This window comes from Pseudomonas sp. NFPP28 (assembly GCF_900115535.1).
GTDB lineage: Bacteria > Pseudomonadota > Gammaproteobacteria > Pseudomonadales > Pseudomonadaceae > Aquipseudomonas > Aquipseudomonas extremorientalis.
Map to the genome: position 1 here is coordinate 566,951 of NZ_FOWT01000001.1, position 14,531 is coordinate 581,481.

A 14,531-nucleotide genomic window follows, 5' to 3' on the forward strand; every position below is an offset into this window, starting at 1 on the left:
GTAGCATTCCCCCCAGATTGACCCGCCTGGAATCCCCAATGTCCGACCGCCTGACCCTGCTGCGTCCCGACGACTGGCATATTCATCTTCGCGATGGTGCTGCGTTACCCCACACCGTGGCCGATGTGGCGCGTACCTTTGGCCGCGCCATCATCATGCCTAACCTGGTTCCTCCGGTGCGTAACGCCGAGCAAGCCGATGCCTACCGCCAGCGTATCCTCGCTGCACGGCCGGCCGGCAGCCGGTTCGAACCGCTGATGGTGCTGTACCTTACCGACCGCACCCAGCCCGAAGAAATTCGCGAGGCCAAGGCCAGTGGGTTTGTGCACGCCGCCAAACTGTACCCGGCCGGCGCCACCACCAACTCCGATTCCGGCGTGACCAGTATCGACAAGATCCTGCCGGCCATCGAAGCCATGGCCGACGTCGGCATGCCGCTGCTGATCCACGGTGAAGTCACCCGTGGCGATGTGGACGTGTTCGATCGCGAGAAGATCTTCATCGACGAACACATGCGTCGCGTGGTGGAGCTGTTCCCGACCCTCAAGGTCGTGTTCGAGCACATCACCACTGCCGATGCAGTGCAGTTCGTCACCGAGGCCTCGGCCAACGTCGGTGCGACCATCACCGCGCATCACCTGCTGTACAACCGCAACCACATGCTGGTAGGCGGGATTCGGCCGCACTTCTATTGCCTGCCGATCCTCAAGCGCAACACGCACCAGGTGGCCTTGCTGGATGCGGCGACCAGCGGCAATCCGAAGTTTTTCCTCGGCACCGACTCCGCGCCTCACGCCCAGCACGCCAAAGAAGCCGCGTGCGGTTGTGCCGGCTGCTACACCGCCTATGCCGCCATCGAGCTGTACGCTGAAGCGTTCGAACAACGCAACGCGCTGGACAAGCTCGAAGGGTTCGCCAGCCTCAATGGCCCGCGTTTCTACGGCCTGCCGGCGAATACCGATCGCATTACCCTGGTTCGTGAAGACTGGACCGCCCCTGCCAGCCTGCCGTTTGGCGAGCTGACTGTCATCCCGCTGCGCGCCGGTGAAACACTGCGCTGGCGCCTGCTGGAGGAAAGCAAGTGAGTGAAGACCATTACGATGACGAACACGAGCACAGCGGTGGCGGATCCCGTCATCCGATGGCCGAGCGGTTCCGCGGCTATCTGCCGGTTGTCATCGACGTAGAAACCGGTGGTTTCAACTGCGCCACCGATGCGCTGCTGGAAATCGCCGCGACGACTATCGGCATGGACGAACAGGGTTTTGTGTTCCCGGAACACACCCACTTCTTCCGCGTCGAGCCGTTCGAAGGCGCCAATATCGAGGCGGCTGCCTTGGAGTTCACCGGGATCAAGCTCGATCACCCATTGCGCATGGCAGTAAGTGAAGAAGCGGCACTGACCGATATCTTCCGTGGCGTGCGCAAGGCATTGAAGGCCAATGGCTGCAAACGCGCGATCCTGGTCGGCCACAATAGCAGCTTTGACCTGGGCTTCCTGAATGCCGCCGTGGCGCGGTTGGACATGAAGCGCAACCCGTTTCACCCGTTCTCCAGCTTTGACACCGCTACTCTCGCCGGGCTGGCGTATGGCCAGACCGTGCTGGCCAAAGCCTGCCAGGCAGCCGGCATCGACTTTGACGGTCGTGAGGCTCATTCGGCCCGCTACGACACAGAGAAGACGGCCGAGCTGTTCTGCGGCATCGTCAATCGCTGGAAACAGATGGGCGGCTGGGAAGACTTCAACGACTGAAGTGGAATCCCGCGCATAAAAAAACCGGCCTTCTCAGGCCGGTTTTTTTGCCGCAAACGTGGCTTACAGCTTGCCGGCGTTCTCGGTCAGGTAAGCCGCAACACCTTCCGGCGAAGCGTTCATGCCTTTGTCGCCTTTTTTCCAGTTGGCAGGGCAGACTTCGCCGTGCTCTTCGTGGAATTGCAGGGCGTCGACCAGACGGATCAGCTCTTCCATGTTACGACCCAGTGGCAGGTCGTTGATGATCTGGGAGCGAACCACGCCTTTGTCGTCGATCAGGAACGCGCCACGGAAGGCCACGCCGCCTTCGGACTCAACGTCGTAGGCCTTGGCGATGTCGTGCTTCATATCGGCAGCCATGGTGTATTTCACTTTGCCGATGCCGCCATCATTGATGGCGGTGTTGCGCCAGGCGTTGTGGGTGAAATGGGAATCGATGGAAACGGCTACCACTTCAACGTTGCGCGCCTTGAAATCGTCCATGCGGTGGTCCAGAGCGATCAGCTCCGACGGGCAGACGAAGGTGAAGTCCAGCGGGTAGAAGAACACCAGGCCGTATTTGCCTTTGATGGCTTCAGACAGTTTGAAGCTGTCTACGATTTCGCCATTGCCGAGGACGGCAGGTACGTCGAAATCCGGGGCTTGTTTGCCGACGAGTACGCTCATTGGTTATCTCCTGATGTAAGGGTGACGATTGAAGTAAAAGGACCGGCCTCGAGTCTGCCGTTTATAAGCGACAGCCCTGTGACGCAGTCACGCTTCGTGAAGACCGACCATCATACACTGAAAAAACCGTTCGTCAGTGCGGGCACGGTGCCAGTGAATACCCTACGATTCTACTTTGACAATCATTCTCGTTAACATTAAGATCCACCGCACTTAAGCCTTAAACCCGCGATGGTTCTCCCTTATGTATGTGTGCCTTTGTACTGGCGTCACCGACGGAAAAATCCGCGAAGCAATCTATGAAGGTTGCTGCAGCTACAAGGAAGTGCGTGAAGCCACCGGCGTTGCCAGCCAGTGTGGCAAATGTGCTTGCCTCGCCAAGCAAGTGGTACGGGAAACCCTGACACAGCTGCAGACCGCTCAGGCTGCGCTCCCCTATTCAGCAGAATTTACACACGTCTGATTAGGCATGTTTTAAAGAACCGGACTTAGTGTCCGGTTTTTTTATGCCCGCAATTCAATAAGTTAGCGCTAAGACGCGGAACACAAACATTCTTATTCCGATTAATTTTCATTTATTATTCAATAACTTAGGTTTGACACTAGGGATTTCGCCGCTCAAACTCCGCTTTATACACAGCTATTACAGGGCAGGACCCCAGTCATGAAAGGCGACATCTCAGTCATCCAGCAACTCAACAAAATCCTTGCCAATGAACTGGTCGCGATCAATCAGTACTTTCTGCATGCACGCATGTATGACGATTGGGGCCTGGAAAAGCTGGGCAAGCGCGAATACAAAGAATCGATCAAAGCCATGAAGGACGCGGACGCGCTGATCAAGCGCATCCTGTTCCTGGAAGGCCTGCCGAACGTGCAGGACCTGGGCAAGCTGAACATCGGCGAGCATACCCAGGAAATGATAAGCAGCGACCTGGGTTTCGAGCGCAAGAGCCACAGCGACCTCAAGGCCGCCATTGCTCACTGTGAAACCAAAGGTGACTTCGGCAGCCGCGAACTGCTGGAAGACATCCTGGAAGACCAGGAAGAACACATCGACTGGCTGGAAACCCAACTGGGCCTGATCGATAAAGTCAGCCTGGAAAACTACCTGCAGTCGCAGATGGGCGAGTAACTCCGCTTCCTGTAGAAGCAAAAAAGCCCCGCTCTCTCTCGAGAAGCGGGGCTTTTTATTGCAGGCCAATCACGCGTCGGTCTTGGCCGCCGCATTTGCCGCCGCTTCTTTGATCAGCGTTTGCAACGAACCATCAGCCGCCATCTCAACGATGATGTCGCTGCCGCCGACCAGTTCACCGGCAACCCACAGTTGTGGGAAGGTCGGCCAGTTGGCGTACTTCGGCAGGTTGGCGCGGATTTCAGGGTTTTGCAGGATATCCACGTAAGCGAATTTCTCGCCGCACGCCATGATGGCCTGGGAAGCTTTCGCGGAGAAACCGCACTGAGGAGCATTAGGCGCGCCCTTCATGTAAAGCAGAATGGTGTTGTTGGCAATCTGCTCTTTGATCGTTTCGATGATATCCATGGAACACCTCGGCTGGAACTTTGCGACTCACAGGTCGGCACGGTGGCGCATTGTAACGCAAAATTCCAGCGTGGTGCTCAGGCGGCTGCTACCTGCACCGGAACGCCATTGAGTGCGGCATTGCCCGACAACTGATCCAACTGCCGCTCGTCGGTCAAATCGTTGGCGCTCGCCCCCGGCTGTCCGCTGGCGATTGTCATCTGCACGCCTGGACGGCCATGGCCCCAACCATGCGGAAGGCTGACTACGCCGGGCATCATGTCCAGGCTGGCCAGGACTTCCACTTCAATCATGCCGATGCGCGAACTCACGCGCACGCGCTGCCCATCGCTCAACTGCCGACTGGCCAGATCATCCGGGTGCATGAGCAATTGATGACGTGGCTTGCCCTTCACCAGCCGATGGTAGTTGTGCATCCAGGAATTATTGCTGCGCACGTGACGGCGGCCGATCAACAGCAGTTCGTCGGCCGCCGGCACTGGCTGCGCGGCAAAACGCGCCAGGTCGGCAAGGATCACCCCCGGCGCCGCCTGTACCTTGCCATCAACGGTTTTCAAGCGTGCCGCAAGATTGGGCTGCAGCGGCCCCAAGTCCACACCATGAGGATGGTCCGCCAGCACGGCCACCGACAACTTGTGGCTGGACGCATCACCGTACACCCCGGCACGCAGCCCGAAGTCGATCATCTGCGCAGGCGGCATGGTCGGCTTGAGCGCCGCGCCCGTCTGTGCGGCAAAGGCCTTGGCCAGTCCGACAAAGATCTCCCAGTCATGCAGCGCGCCCGCAGGCTTGGGCAGGATTGCGCGATTGAAGCGGGTGACATTGCGCACCGCGAACATATTGAAGGTGGTGTCGTAGTGATCATTCTCCAGCGCCGACGTGGACGGCAGGATCAGGTCGGCATAGCGCGTGGTTTCGTTGATATAAAGGTCGATGCTGACCATGAACTCCAATCCGTCGAGGGCTTGTTCCAACTGCCGGCCGTTGGGCGTCGACAACACCGGGTTGCCCGCCACCGTCACCAACGCACGGATTTGTCCTTCCCCTTCGGTGAGCATTTCTTCGGCCAATGCTGACACCGGAAGCTCGCCGCCATACTCCGGGCGCCCGGAAACCCGGCTCTGCCAACGATTGAAATGCCCACCACCAGTCGATGCCACCAGATCCACCGCCGGCGTGGTGCACAGCGCCCCCCCCACGCGGTCCAGGTTGCCGGTCACCAGGTTGATCAGTTGCACCAGCCAATGGCACAGCGTGCCGAACGCCTGGGTCGATACCCCCATGCGTCCGTAACACACCGCCTTGTCGGCGGCAGCAAAGTCCCGCGCCAACTGGCGGATCTGTTCGGCAGGCACCGCACACTGACGGCTCATGGCCTCGGCGGTAAAGCCAGCGATGGCGCGACGAACCTCCTCAAGGCCTTCAACCGGCAAATGGCTGGTGCGGGTCAGGTTCTCGCTAAACAACGTGTTGAGCACTCCGAACAGCAATGCCGCATCACCACCCGGGCGCACGAACAGGTGCTGGTCGGCCATCGCCGCCGTCTCGCTGCGCCGTGGGTCGACCACCACCACTCTGCCACCCCGGGCCTGGATCGCCTTGAGGCGCTTCTCCACATCAGGCACGGTCATGATGCTGCCGTTGGACGCCAGTGGGTTGCCGCCCAGAATCAACATGAAGTCGGTGTGATCTATATCCGGGATTGGCAATAGCAGGCCATGGCCGTACATGAGGTAGCTGGTGAGGTGATGGGGTAACTGATCTACCGAGGTGGCAGAAAACCGATTGCGCGTCTTCAACTGGCCGAGGAAGTAATTGCTGTGGGTCATCAGTCCGTAGTTGTGCACGCTGGGATTGCCCTGATACACCGCCACTGCATTCTGCCCGTGCCGCGCCTGAATCCCTGAAAGCCGCTCGGCTACAAGCGCAAAGGCGTCTTCCCACGCAATCGGCTGCCATTCACGGCCCACCCGCAACATCGGCTGGTGCAGGCGGTCGGGGTCATTCTGGATATCCTGCAGCGCCACAGCCTTGGGGCAGATATGCCCGCGACTGAATGTATCCAGCGGATCCCCTTTGATCGAGGTGATCGCCAGGCTGCCGTCGTCGGCCTGGGTGGTTTCCAGGGTCAGGCCACAAATGGCTTCACACAGATGGCAGGCACGGTGATGGAGAGTCTTGGTCATGGCCAGTCTCTTTTATAGGGGCATTGATCCCACTATGGGCCGGGAGCGGCAGGCGCGCCAGCAACGTTCGCCACGTGAATCGACCAGCATCAGGCCCGGCCATGAGCAAGCGTGAGCAAATGTTTCAAAACCCGCCCCATAGCCTCTGAAACCGACGCAGCCTGGTCTGCGCCCGCCTCCGCGCATTGCAAAAGGTCTCGGCGCCAGTGTACAAATGGCCCGCTGCTGTCTGGAATTCATCTTCAAAAGCGCTTCGGCGCCCTGCTTGAACACCCTTAAAAACCGTAGCCCTATTGGTAAGACGCGACATTTAATTATAAGATCGCGCCTTCCCCTATTTCGTCGCCCCGTGCGGCTTTCGCCGCAGGTCTCGCCCGTTGTCACAACAAACAAGGCTTTGAGTATCTGCGGTCTGTTGCAAAAAGGTAGTTAATGATGAGCGCAAGGCACTTTCTCTCCCTGATGGATTGCACGCCCGAAGAGCTGGTCAGCGTGATCCGTCGAGGCATTGAGCTTAAAGACCTGCGTAACCGCGGCGTACTGTTCGAGCCTTTGAAAAACCGCGTGCTCGGCATGATCTTCGAGAAGTCGTCGACCCGCACCCGTGTGTCGTTCGAAGCCGGCATGATCCAACTCGGTGGCCAGGCTATCTTCCTGTCCTCGCGCGACACCCAACTGGGCCGTGGCGAGCCGATCGCCGACAGCGCGAAAGTGATGTCGAGCATGCTCGATGCCGTGATGATCCGTACCTTCGCCCACAGCACCGTGACCGAATTTTCCGCCAACTCCCGTGTACCGGTGATCAACGGCCTGTCCGATGACCTGCACCCGTGCCAACTGCTGGCCGACATGCAAACCTTCCTTGAACACCGTGGCTCGATCCAGGGCAAGACCGTGGCCTGGATCGGCGACGGCAACAACATGTGCAACAGCTATATAGAAGCGGCCATCCAATTCGACTTCCAACTGCGCGCGGCCTGCCCGGTAGGCTACGAGCCTGACGCGCGTTTCCTGGCGCAAGCCGGCGACCGCGTGACCCTGGTCCGCGATCCGCGTGACGCGGTGATCGGCGCCCACCTGGTGAGCACCGACGTGTGGACCTCCATGGGCCAGGAAGACGAAACCGCCAAGCGCCTGGCCCTGTTCGCCCCGTATCAGGTGACCCGCGCCCTGCTCGACCTGGCCGCGCCCGATGTCCTGTTCATGCATTGCCTGCCGGCCCACCGTGGTGAAGAGATCAGCACCGACCTGCTCGACGACCCTCGCTCGGTCGCCTGGGACCAGGCTGAAAACCGCCTGCATGCACAAAAGGCCCTGCTCGAATTCCTCGTGCCACCGTCGTACCACCACGCATGAGCCATCCATTACTGCTGAACCTGCGCAACCTGGCATGCGGCTATCAAGATCAACGGGTGGTACAGAACCTCAACCTGCACCTCAATGCGGGCGACATCGGTTGCCTGCTGGGCTCCTCGGGCTGCGGCAAGACCACCACGCTACGAGCGATTGCCGGGTTTGAGCCGGTGCACGAAGGTGAAATCAGCCTGGCCGGCGAAGTGATCTCCAGTGCCGGCTTCACCTTGGCCCCTGAGAAACGTCGCATCGGCATGGTGTTCCAGGACTACGCGCTGTTTCCTCACCTGAGCGTGGCCGACAACATTGCCTTCGGTATTCGCAAGCACCCGCAAAAAGACCGGGTGGTTGCCGAGTTGCTGGAGCTGGTAAACCTGAAGAACCTGGGCAAGCGCTTCCCTCATGAGCTATCCGGCGGCCAGCAACAACGCGTCGCCCTCGCCCGTGCCCTGGCGCCAGAACCGGCCTTGCTGTTGCTGGATGAGCCTTTCTCCAACCTCGATGGCGAGTTGCGACGCAAGCTCAGCCACGAAGTGCGCGACATCCTCAAGGCTCGCGGCACCAGCGCGATCCTGGTGACCCATGACCAGGAAGAAGCCTTCGCCGTCAGCGACCAGGTCGGCGTGTTCAAAGAGGGCCGTCTCGAACAGTGGGACACGCCCTACAACCTTTATCACGAACCGCAGACACCTTACGTCGCCAGCTTTATCGGCCAGGGTTACTTCATCCGTGGTCAATTGAGCTCGCCGGAATCGGTCAGCACCGAACTGGGTGAGCTGCGCGGCAACCGCGCCTACACCTGGCCTACCGGCGGTGCGGTGGATGTGTTGCTGCGCCCGGATGACATCGTCTACGCGCCGGACAGCGGGTTGAAAGCGCGGATCGTCGGCAAGACGTTCCTCGGCGCATCGACGCTGTACCGCCTGCAACTGCCGACCGGCGCGCAGTTGGAGTCGATTTTTCCGAGCCATGCCGATCATCAGGTCGGTGCGGATGTGGGAATTCGAGTGGCCGCCGAGCACCTGGTGTTGTTCCAGGCGTCCGGCAGCACGGCCGCACACCTCCCTCCAGTCGAATCCGGCGTACGGCGTTACAGCCCGGTATAAAGCCCCGTCATACCCGGCCAATTTCCGCGAACTTGGCCTGGGTATGCTCAGCCAGCACCGCCGCCGGCAGCTCAACCTCCAACCCGCGCCTCCCCGCGCTCACAAAAATCGTCGCGAACGGCTGCGCCGTCACATCGATAAACGTGCGCAGACGCTTTTTCTGACCCAGCGGGCTGATGCCGCCCAACAGATAGCCAGTGGAGCGTTGCGCGGCCGCCGGGTCGGCCATTTCGACTTTCTTGACGCCTGCCGCGTGCGCCAGGGCCTTCAGATCCAGACTTCCGACGACCGGCACCACTGCCACCAGTAATTCGCCCTTCTCGCTGCTGGCCAGCAAGGTCTTGAACACCTGCGCCGGGTCCAGGCCCAATTTTTCCGCGGCCTCCAGCCCATAGGACGCCGCCTTTGGGTCATGTTCGTAACTGTGGACTCGATGTTCGGCGCGAACTTTTTTCAACAGGTCCAATGCGGGCGTCATAGCGTCTCCGAGGCGTGGCAAACAGATGGCCAATTCTAGGCCAAGCCCACGTAAAACGCTCTAGTCCGCACACTCTTGTGCTACAAGCGCAATGTGACAAGCGTGATCATTCACCAGACCAATAGTTTGAAAGTGACTGACAGTTCACTTTCGACCTTTGACAGCCGTCATTCTTGTCTATATTTTTTCGTTTCCGAATACTGTAGGAATACACCCGCAGCGTTCAAAGCAGTAAGCCATGGTCGGGATGGGGATCCCTGCCACGGTGAAAATCGCGCAACAGCCCGTTGAGGTTGTGCGCCAGACAAGAACAACAACTGAGGTTTTCCATGACAACTGCTCTTCAACAGCCTTCACTTTCGAGCCAATGCATGGCCGAATTCCTGGGGACTGCGCTTCTGATCTTCTTCGGTACAGGATGTGTCGCTGCGCTCAAGGTCGCGGGTGCCAGCTTTGGCTTGTGGGAGATCAGTATCATCTGGGGGGTCGGCGTCAGCATGGCGATCTACCTGAGCGCCGGTATTTCCGGAGCCCACCTCAACCCGGCTGTCAGCATCGCGCTGTGCATTTTCGCCGACTTCGAAAAGCGCAAACTGCCCTTCTACATTCTCGCCCAGATCGCCGGCGCCTTCTGCTCGGCGGCCTTGGTATACACGCTCTACAGCAACCTGTTTTTCGATTACGAACAAACCCACCATATGGTGCGCGGCTCCCAGGCCAGCCTGGAATTGGCGTCGGTGTTCTCCACCTACCCCCATGCGCTGCTGAGCACCGCCCAGGCGTTCCTGGTGGAAATGGTCATCACCGCCATCCTGATGGGCGTGATCATGGCCCTCACCGATGACAACAACGGCCTGCCACGCGGCCCGTTGGCGCCCCTGCTGATCGGCCTGCTGATCGCAGTGATCGGCAGCGCCATGGGCCCGTTGACCGGCTTTGCGATGAACCCGGCGCGGGATTTCGGGCCCAAGCTGATGACCTTTTTTGCGGGTTGGGGTGAAATGGCCTTCACTGGCGGCCGCGATATTCCTTACTTCCTCGTACCGATTTTCGCGCCGATTGTCGGCGCATGCCTCGGCGCCGCGGCCTATCGCGGGCTGATTGCCCGTCACCTGCCGAGCGCCGCACCTGCTATAGCTGAAGCAACACCTGACACGGCTGTCAACGGCAAGACCCGTATTTCCTGATAGCGCCAGCCTGAACGTACCTGCCCTTTTTACGGCCCAGGCTGATTACCGACTTTCTTATTTTCCAAGGCATTCGACATGACCGATATTCAGAATAAGAACTACATCATCGCCCTTGACCAAGGCACCACCAGTTCCCGGGCGATCATCTTCGATCGTGACGCCAACGTGGTCTGCACCGCCCAGCGCGAATTCGCCCAGCATTACCCGCAGGCGGGCTGGGTCGAACATGACCCGATGGAAATCTTCGCCACCCAGAGCGCCGTGATGGTCGAGGCCCTGGCTCAAGCGGGCCTGCACCATGACCAGGTCGCCGCCATCGGTATCACCAACCAGCGTGAAACCACCGTGGTGTGGGACAAAGTCACCGGTCGCCCGATCTACAACGCGATCGTCTGGCAGTGCCGCCGCAGCACCGAGATCTGCCAGCAGCTCAAGCGCGACGGCCACGAGCAATACATCGGCGACACCACCGGCCTGGTCACCGACCCGTACTTCTCCGGCACCAAGCTCAAGTGGATCCTCGACAACGTCGAAGGCAGTCGCGAGCGTGCGCGCAACGGCGAGCTGCTGTTCGGCACCGTCGACAGCTGGCTGATCTGGAAATTTACCGGCGGCAAGACCCACGTCACCGACTACACCAACGCTTCGCGCACCATGCTCTTCAACATCCACACCCTCGAGTGGGATGCGAAGATGCTGGAGATCCTCGACGTGCCGCGCGAAATGCTGCCGGAAGTGAAGTCCTCCTCGGAAATCTACGGCCGTACCAAAAGCGGCATCGCCATCGGCGGTATCGCCGGCGACCAACAGGCCGCCCTGTTCGGCCAGATGTGCGTCGAGGCCGGCCAGGCCAAGAACACCTACGGCACCGGCTGCTTCCTGCTGATGAACACCGGCGACAAAGCGGTGAAGTCCAAGCACGGCATGCTAACCACCATCGCCTGCGGTCCGCGTGGCGAAGTGGCCTACGCCCTGGAAGGTGCTGTATTCAACGGCGGTTCCACCGTGCAGTGGCTGCGTGATGAGCTGAAAATCATCAACGATGCCCACGACACCGAATACTTTGCCGGCAAGGTCAAGGACAGCAACGGCGTGTACCTGGTACCCGCGTTTACCGGCCTGGGCGCGCCCTACTGGGACCCGTATGCCCGTGGCGCACTGTTCGGCCTGACCCGTGGCGTACGCGTGGATCACATCATTCGTGCAGCGCTGGAGTCGATTGCCTACCAGACCCGCGACGTGCTCGACGCCATGCAACAGGACTCCGGCGAACGCCTCAAGGCCCTGCGTGTGGACGGCGGCGCGGTGGCCAACAACTTCCTGATGCAATTCCAGGCCGACATCCTCGGCACCCAGGTCGAGCGCCCACAAATGCGTGAAACCACCGCACTCGGCGCCGCCTACCTGGCCGGCCTGGCATGCGGTTTCTGGGGCAGCCTGGACGAGTTGCGCGGCAAGGCGGTGATCGAGCGCGAATTCGAACCGCAACTGGACGAAGCCGCCAAGGAAAAACTCTACGCCGGCTGGCAAAAAGCTGTCAGCCGCACCCGTGATTGGGAGCCGCACGAAGGCGCTGAATAAGCCAACGTCGGGTTGTAACTGGCAGGGAGCGGATTCCTGCGTCATCATGGGCCACTTTTGTATGGCAGCCCAAAGGACGCCCCATGAATCTGCCTCCCCGCCAACAACAAATCCTCGAACTGGTCCGCGAACGCGGCTATGTCAGTATCGAGGAAATGGCGCAGCTCTTCGTTGTTACCCCGCAAACCATCCGCCGCGATATCAACCAGCTGGCGGACGCCAATCTGCTGCGCCGCTACCACGGCGGCGCGGCCTATGACTCCAGCGTCGAAAACACCGCCTACGCCATGCGGGCCGACCAGATGCGCGACGAGAAACAGCGCATCGGCGAAGCCATCGCCGCGCAGATCCCCGATCACGCCTCGCTGTTCATCAATATCGGCACCACCACCGAATCCATCGCCCGTGCGCTGCTCAACCACAACCATCTGAAAATCATCACCAACAACCTCAACGTCGCCACCATGCTCAGTGCCAAGGACGACTTCGACGTGCTGCTGACCGGCGGCAATGTGCGGCGTGACGGGGGCGTGGTCGGTCAGGCGAGTGTCGATTTCATCAACCAGTTCAAGGTCGACTTTGCCTTGGTGGGCATCAGTGGTATCGATGAAGATGGCAGCTTGCTCGACTTTGACTATCAGGAAGTCCGGGTTTCCCAGGCGATCATCGCCAATGCGCGCCAGGTGATCCTGGCGGCGGACTCCAGCAAGTTCGGGCGCAATGCCATGATTCGCCTGGGGCCGATCAGTTTGGTGGACTGCCTAGTGACTGACCAGCAGCCGGTGCCGGCGTTGGTGCAGTTGCTCAATGACCACAAAGTTCGTCTGGAAGTGGTGTAGCGTCTGCACTGACGCCATCGGGGGCAAGCCCCCTCCCACAGGTTGATCACATTCCAATGTGGGAGGGGGCTTGCCCCCGATAGCTATTGACCTGACCACCCATTTCTCCAGCCAGCACTGGCTGATGTTCAAAAATCTTCCTTTCTCCGCCCTTCGATGAGTTTTTTCAATCGAACTCAGGTGGCTGCGCGCGCGTTTATCCGCTACCATTTTCGCAAATGAACATTAATGTTCGAATTCCAATACGAAAAAGATCGCGAGGCCAGCCGATGAACCCTTCTACCTTGCCTGCTCCACCGCTTGCCGAAGTCTATGATGTTGCCGTTATCGGCGGCGGGATCAATGGCGTCGGTATTGCAGCAGACGCAGCCGGTCGCGGTTTGTCGGTATTCCTTTGCGAAAAGGACGACCTGGCCAGCCACACCTCCTCCGCCAGCAGCAAGCTGATCCACGGCGGCCTGCGTTACCTCGAACATTACGAATTCCGCCTGGTGCGCGAAGCCCTGGCCGAACGTGAAGTGCTGCTGGCCAAGGCCCCGCACATCGTCAAGCAGATGCGCTTCGTGCTGCCGCACCGCCCGCACCTGCGTCCGGCGTGGATGATCCGCGCCGGCCTGTTTCTGTACGACCACTTGGGCAAGCGCGAAAAACTGGCCGGTTCGAAAAGCCTCAAGTTCGGCGCCGACAGCCCGCTGAAAAGCGAAATCACCCAAGGTTTCGAATACTCCGACTGCTGGGTCGATGACGCCCGCCTCGTGGTGCTCAACGCCATGGCCGCCCGCGAAAAAGGCGCACACATCCACACCCAGACCCGTTGCATCAGCGCCCACCGCAGCAATGGCATGTGGGAAATGAACATGGAGCGCGCCGACGGCAGCCTGTTTTCGATCCGCGCCCGGGCCCTGGTGAACGCTGCCGGCCCGTGGGTCGCCAAGTTCATCAAGGACGACCTGAAGCTGGATTCGCCCTACGGCATCCGCCTGATCCAGGGCAGCCACCTGATCGTGCCGAAACTGTATGAAGGCGCCCACGCGCATATCCTGCAGAACGAAGACCAGCGCATCGTCTTCACCATTCCGTACCTGAACCACCTGACCATCATCGGCACCACCGACCGCGAATACACCGGCGATCCGGCAAAAGTGGCGATCACCGAAGGTGAAACCGACTACATGCTGAAAGTGGTCAACGCGCACTTCAAGAAGCAACTGAGCCGCGATGACATCGTGCACACCTACTCCGGCGTACGCCCGCTGTGCAACGACGAATCGGACAACCCGTCGGCCATCACCCGTGACTACACCCTGGCACTGTCCGGTGGCACGGGCGAAGCGCCGATCCTGTCGGTGTTCGGCGGCAAGCTGACCACCTATCGCAAACTCGCTGAATCGGCCATGGCGCAACTGGCACCGTACTTCACCCAGATGCGCCCGAGCTGGACCGCCACCGCCAGCCTGCCGGGCGGTGAAAACATGACGACGCCAGAAGCCCTCGCCGAAGCCATTCGTAGCAAGTTCGACTGGATACCGAGCGAGATCGCCCGCCGTTGGTCCACCACCTACGGCAGCCGCACCTGGCGCCTGCTGGAAGGTGTGCAGTCGCTGGCCGACCTGGGTGACCACCTGGGTGGTGGCCTGTACACCCGCGAAGTCGATTACCTGTGCGCCGAAGAGTGGGCCACCCAGCCCCAGGACGTGCTGTGGCGCCGTACCAAGCTCGGCCTGTTCACCACCCCGGAAGAACAGGACAACGTGCAACGTTACCTGTCCAAGGTCGAGCAGACCCGTGCAAAGATTGAAGCGGCCTGATCAGGTCGCCCCGCAAAGCCCCTGCGCC

14 protein-coding genes are annotated in these 14,531 nt (G+C 60.1%); 10 read left to right on the plus strand and 4 right to left on the minus strand.

Annotated features, from left to right (window positions below; translation table 11 throughout):
* Positions 1-38: 38 nt before the first annotated feature.
* Together pyrC and rnt are read left to right on the plus strand one after the other, a co-directional pair.
* Positions 39-1,085, plus strand: a complete 1,047-nt coding sequence (gene pyrC / locus BM110_RS02760; protein ID WP_071488714.1) for a dihydroorotase — start codon at positions 39-41, stop codon at positions 1,083-1,085.
* The gene (gene rnt / locus BM110_RS02765) at positions 1,082-1,753 is read left to right on the plus strand and encodes a ribonuclease T (protein ID WP_010564138.1); all 672 of its coding nucleotides are present in this window, start codon (positions 1,082-1,084) and stop codon (positions 1,751-1,753) included. The genes pyrC and rnt overlap by 4 nt, the downstream gene beginning before the upstream one ends.
* A 63-nt stretch (positions 1,754-1,816) precedes the next feature.
* Here the strand turns inward: rnt and BM110_RS02770 are convergent, their stop codons facing one another.
* A complete protein-coding gene (locus BM110_RS02770; protein WP_003172097.1) occupies positions 1,817-2,419 on the minus strand; it encodes a peroxiredoxin in 603 nt (200 codons plus the stop codon).
* Between the two features lie 244 nt (positions 2,420-2,663).
* Here BM110_RS02770 and BM110_RS02775 point away from each other — a divergent pair, with 244 nt between their 5' ends.
* Both BM110_RS02775 and bfr read left to right on the plus strand, forming a co-directional pair.
* Positions 2,664-2,882, plus strand: a complete 219-nt coding sequence (locus tag BM110_RS02775) for a bacterioferritin-associated ferredoxin (protein WP_093512278.1) — start codon at positions 2,664-2,666, stop codon at positions 2,880-2,882.
* Positions 2,883-3,083: 201 nt separating this feature from the next.
* Positions 3,084-3,554, plus strand: coding sequence for a bacterioferritin (gene bfr, locus BM110_RS02780; protein WP_012722487.1), 471 nt, complete (start codon positions 3,084-3,086; stop codon positions 3,552-3,554).
* 69 nt (positions 3,555-3,623) lie between these two features.
* On the opposite strand, the gene grxD is transcribed toward bfr, so the two are convergent.
* Together grxD and BM110_RS02790 are read right to left on the minus strand one after the other, a co-directional pair.
* Complete coding sequence (gene grxD / locus BM110_RS02785; protein WP_016970749.1) at positions 3,624-3,962, minus strand: Grx4 family monothiol glutaredoxin; 339 nt, start codon at positions 3,960-3,962, stop codon at positions 3,624-3,626.
* Between the two features lie 77 nt (positions 3,963-4,039).
* Complete coding sequence (locus BM110_RS02790) at positions 4,040-6,148, minus strand: molybdopterin oxidoreductase family protein (protein ID WP_093512280.1); 2,109 nt, start codon at positions 6,146-6,148, stop codon at positions 4,040-4,042.
* A 435-nt stretch (positions 6,149-6,583) separates the two neighbouring features.
* Here BM110_RS02790 and argF point away from each other — a divergent pair, with 435 nt between their 5' ends.
* Together argF and BM110_RS02805 are read left to right on the plus strand one after the other, a co-directional pair.
* Positions 6,584-7,504, plus strand: a complete 921-nt coding sequence (gene argF / locus BM110_RS02800; protein ID WP_093512282.1) for an ornithine carbamoyltransferase — start codon at positions 6,584-6,586, stop codon at positions 7,502-7,504.
* Complete coding sequence (locus BM110_RS02805) at positions 7,501-8,607, plus strand: ABC transporter ATP-binding protein (RefSeq protein ID WP_071488711.1); 1,107 nt, start codon at positions 7,501-7,503, stop codon at positions 8,605-8,607. The genes argF and BM110_RS02805 overlap by 4 nt, the downstream gene beginning before the upstream one ends.
* 7 nt (positions 8,608-8,614) lie before the next feature.
* On the opposite strand, the gene ybaK is transcribed toward BM110_RS02805, so the two are convergent.
* Positions 8,615-9,085: a Cys-tRNA(Pro) deacylase gene (ybaK, locus tag BM110_RS02810; RefSeq protein WP_071488710.1), complete on the minus strand. Its 471-nt coding sequence runs from the start codon at positions 9,083-9,085 to the stop codon at positions 8,615-8,617.
* Positions 9,086-9,414: 329 nt separating this feature from the next.
* On the opposite strand from ybaK, the gene BM110_RS02815 reads away from it, so the two are divergent.
* The 4 genes from BM110_RS02815 (at position 9,415) to glpD (ending at position 14,503) form a co-directional block, all read left to right on the plus strand.
* Positions 9,415-10,272 (plus strand): MIP/aquaporin family protein, encoded by an 858-nt coding sequence (locus BM110_RS02815; RefSeq protein WP_071488709.1) that lies wholly within the window; start codon positions 9,415-9,417, stop codon positions 10,270-10,272.
* Positions 10,273-10,350: 78 nt separating this feature from the next.
* Positions 10,351-11,856: a glycerol kinase GlpK gene (glpK, locus tag BM110_RS02820; RefSeq protein ID WP_071488708.1), complete on the plus strand. Its 1,506-nt coding sequence runs from the start codon at positions 10,351-10,353 to the stop codon at positions 11,854-11,856.
* An 83-nt stretch (positions 11,857-11,939) separates the two neighbouring features.
* The gene (locus tag BM110_RS02825; RefSeq protein WP_034118315.1) at positions 11,940-12,695 is read left to right on the plus strand and encodes a DeoR/GlpR family transcriptional regulator; all 756 of its coding nucleotides are present in this window, start codon (positions 11,940-11,942) and stop codon (positions 12,693-12,695) included.
* A 269-nt stretch (positions 12,696-12,964) separates the two neighbouring features.
* A complete protein-coding gene (gene glpD, locus BM110_RS02830) occupies positions 12,965-14,503 on the plus strand; it encodes a glycerol-3-phosphate dehydrogenase (protein WP_071488707.1) in 1,539 nt (512 codons plus the stop codon).
* The last annotated feature ends 28 nt before the right edge of the window (positions 14,504-14,531 follow it).

Coding starts and splice junctions, on each gene's coding strand:
- BM110_RS02770 (WP_003172097.1), bottom strand. CDS start 2,419: ATGAGCGTACTCGTCGGCAAACAAGCCCCGGATTTCGACGTACCTGCC.
- argF (WP_093512282.1), top strand. CDS start 6,584: ATGAGCGCAAGGCACTTTCTCTCCCTGATGGATTGCACGCCCGAAGAG.
- grxD (WP_016970749.1), bottom strand. CDS start 3,962: ATGGATATCATCGAAACGATCAAAGAGCAGATTGCCAACAACACCATT.
- BM110_RS02825 (WP_034118315.1), top strand. CDS start 11,940: ATGAATCTGCCTCCCCGCCAACAACAAATCCTCGAACTGGTCCGCGAA.
- glpK (WP_071488708.1), top strand. CDS start 10,351: ATGACCGATATTCAGAATAAGAACTACATCATCGCCCTTGACCAAGGC.
- BM110_RS02790 (WP_093512280.1), bottom strand. CDS start 6,148: ATGACCAAGACTCTCCATCACCGTGCCTGCCATCTGTGTGAAGCCATT.
- ybaK (WP_071488710.1), bottom strand. CDS start 9,085: ATGACGCCCGCATTGGACCTGTTGAAAAAAGTTCGCGCCGAACATCGA.
- BM110_RS02775 (WP_093512278.1), top strand. CDS start 2,664: ATGTATGTGTGCCTTTGTACTGGCGTCACCGACGGAAAAATCCGCGAA.
- BM110_RS02805 (WP_071488711.1), top strand. CDS start 7,501: ATGAGCCATCCATTACTGCTGAACCTGCGCAACCTGGCATGCGGCTAT.
- glpD (WP_071488707.1), top strand. CDS start 12,965: ATGAACCCTTCTACCTTGCCTGCTCCACCGCTTGCCGAAGTCTATGAT.
- bfr (WP_012722487.1), top strand. CDS start 3,084: ATGAAAGGCGACATCTCAGTCATCCAGCAACTCAACAAAATCCTTGCC.
- pyrC (WP_071488714.1), top strand. CDS start 39: ATGTCCGACCGCCTGACCCTGCTGCGTCCCGACGACTGGCATATTCAT.
- BM110_RS02815 (WP_071488709.1), top strand. CDS start 9,415: ATGACAACTGCTCTTCAACAGCCTTCACTTTCGAGCCAATGCATGGCC.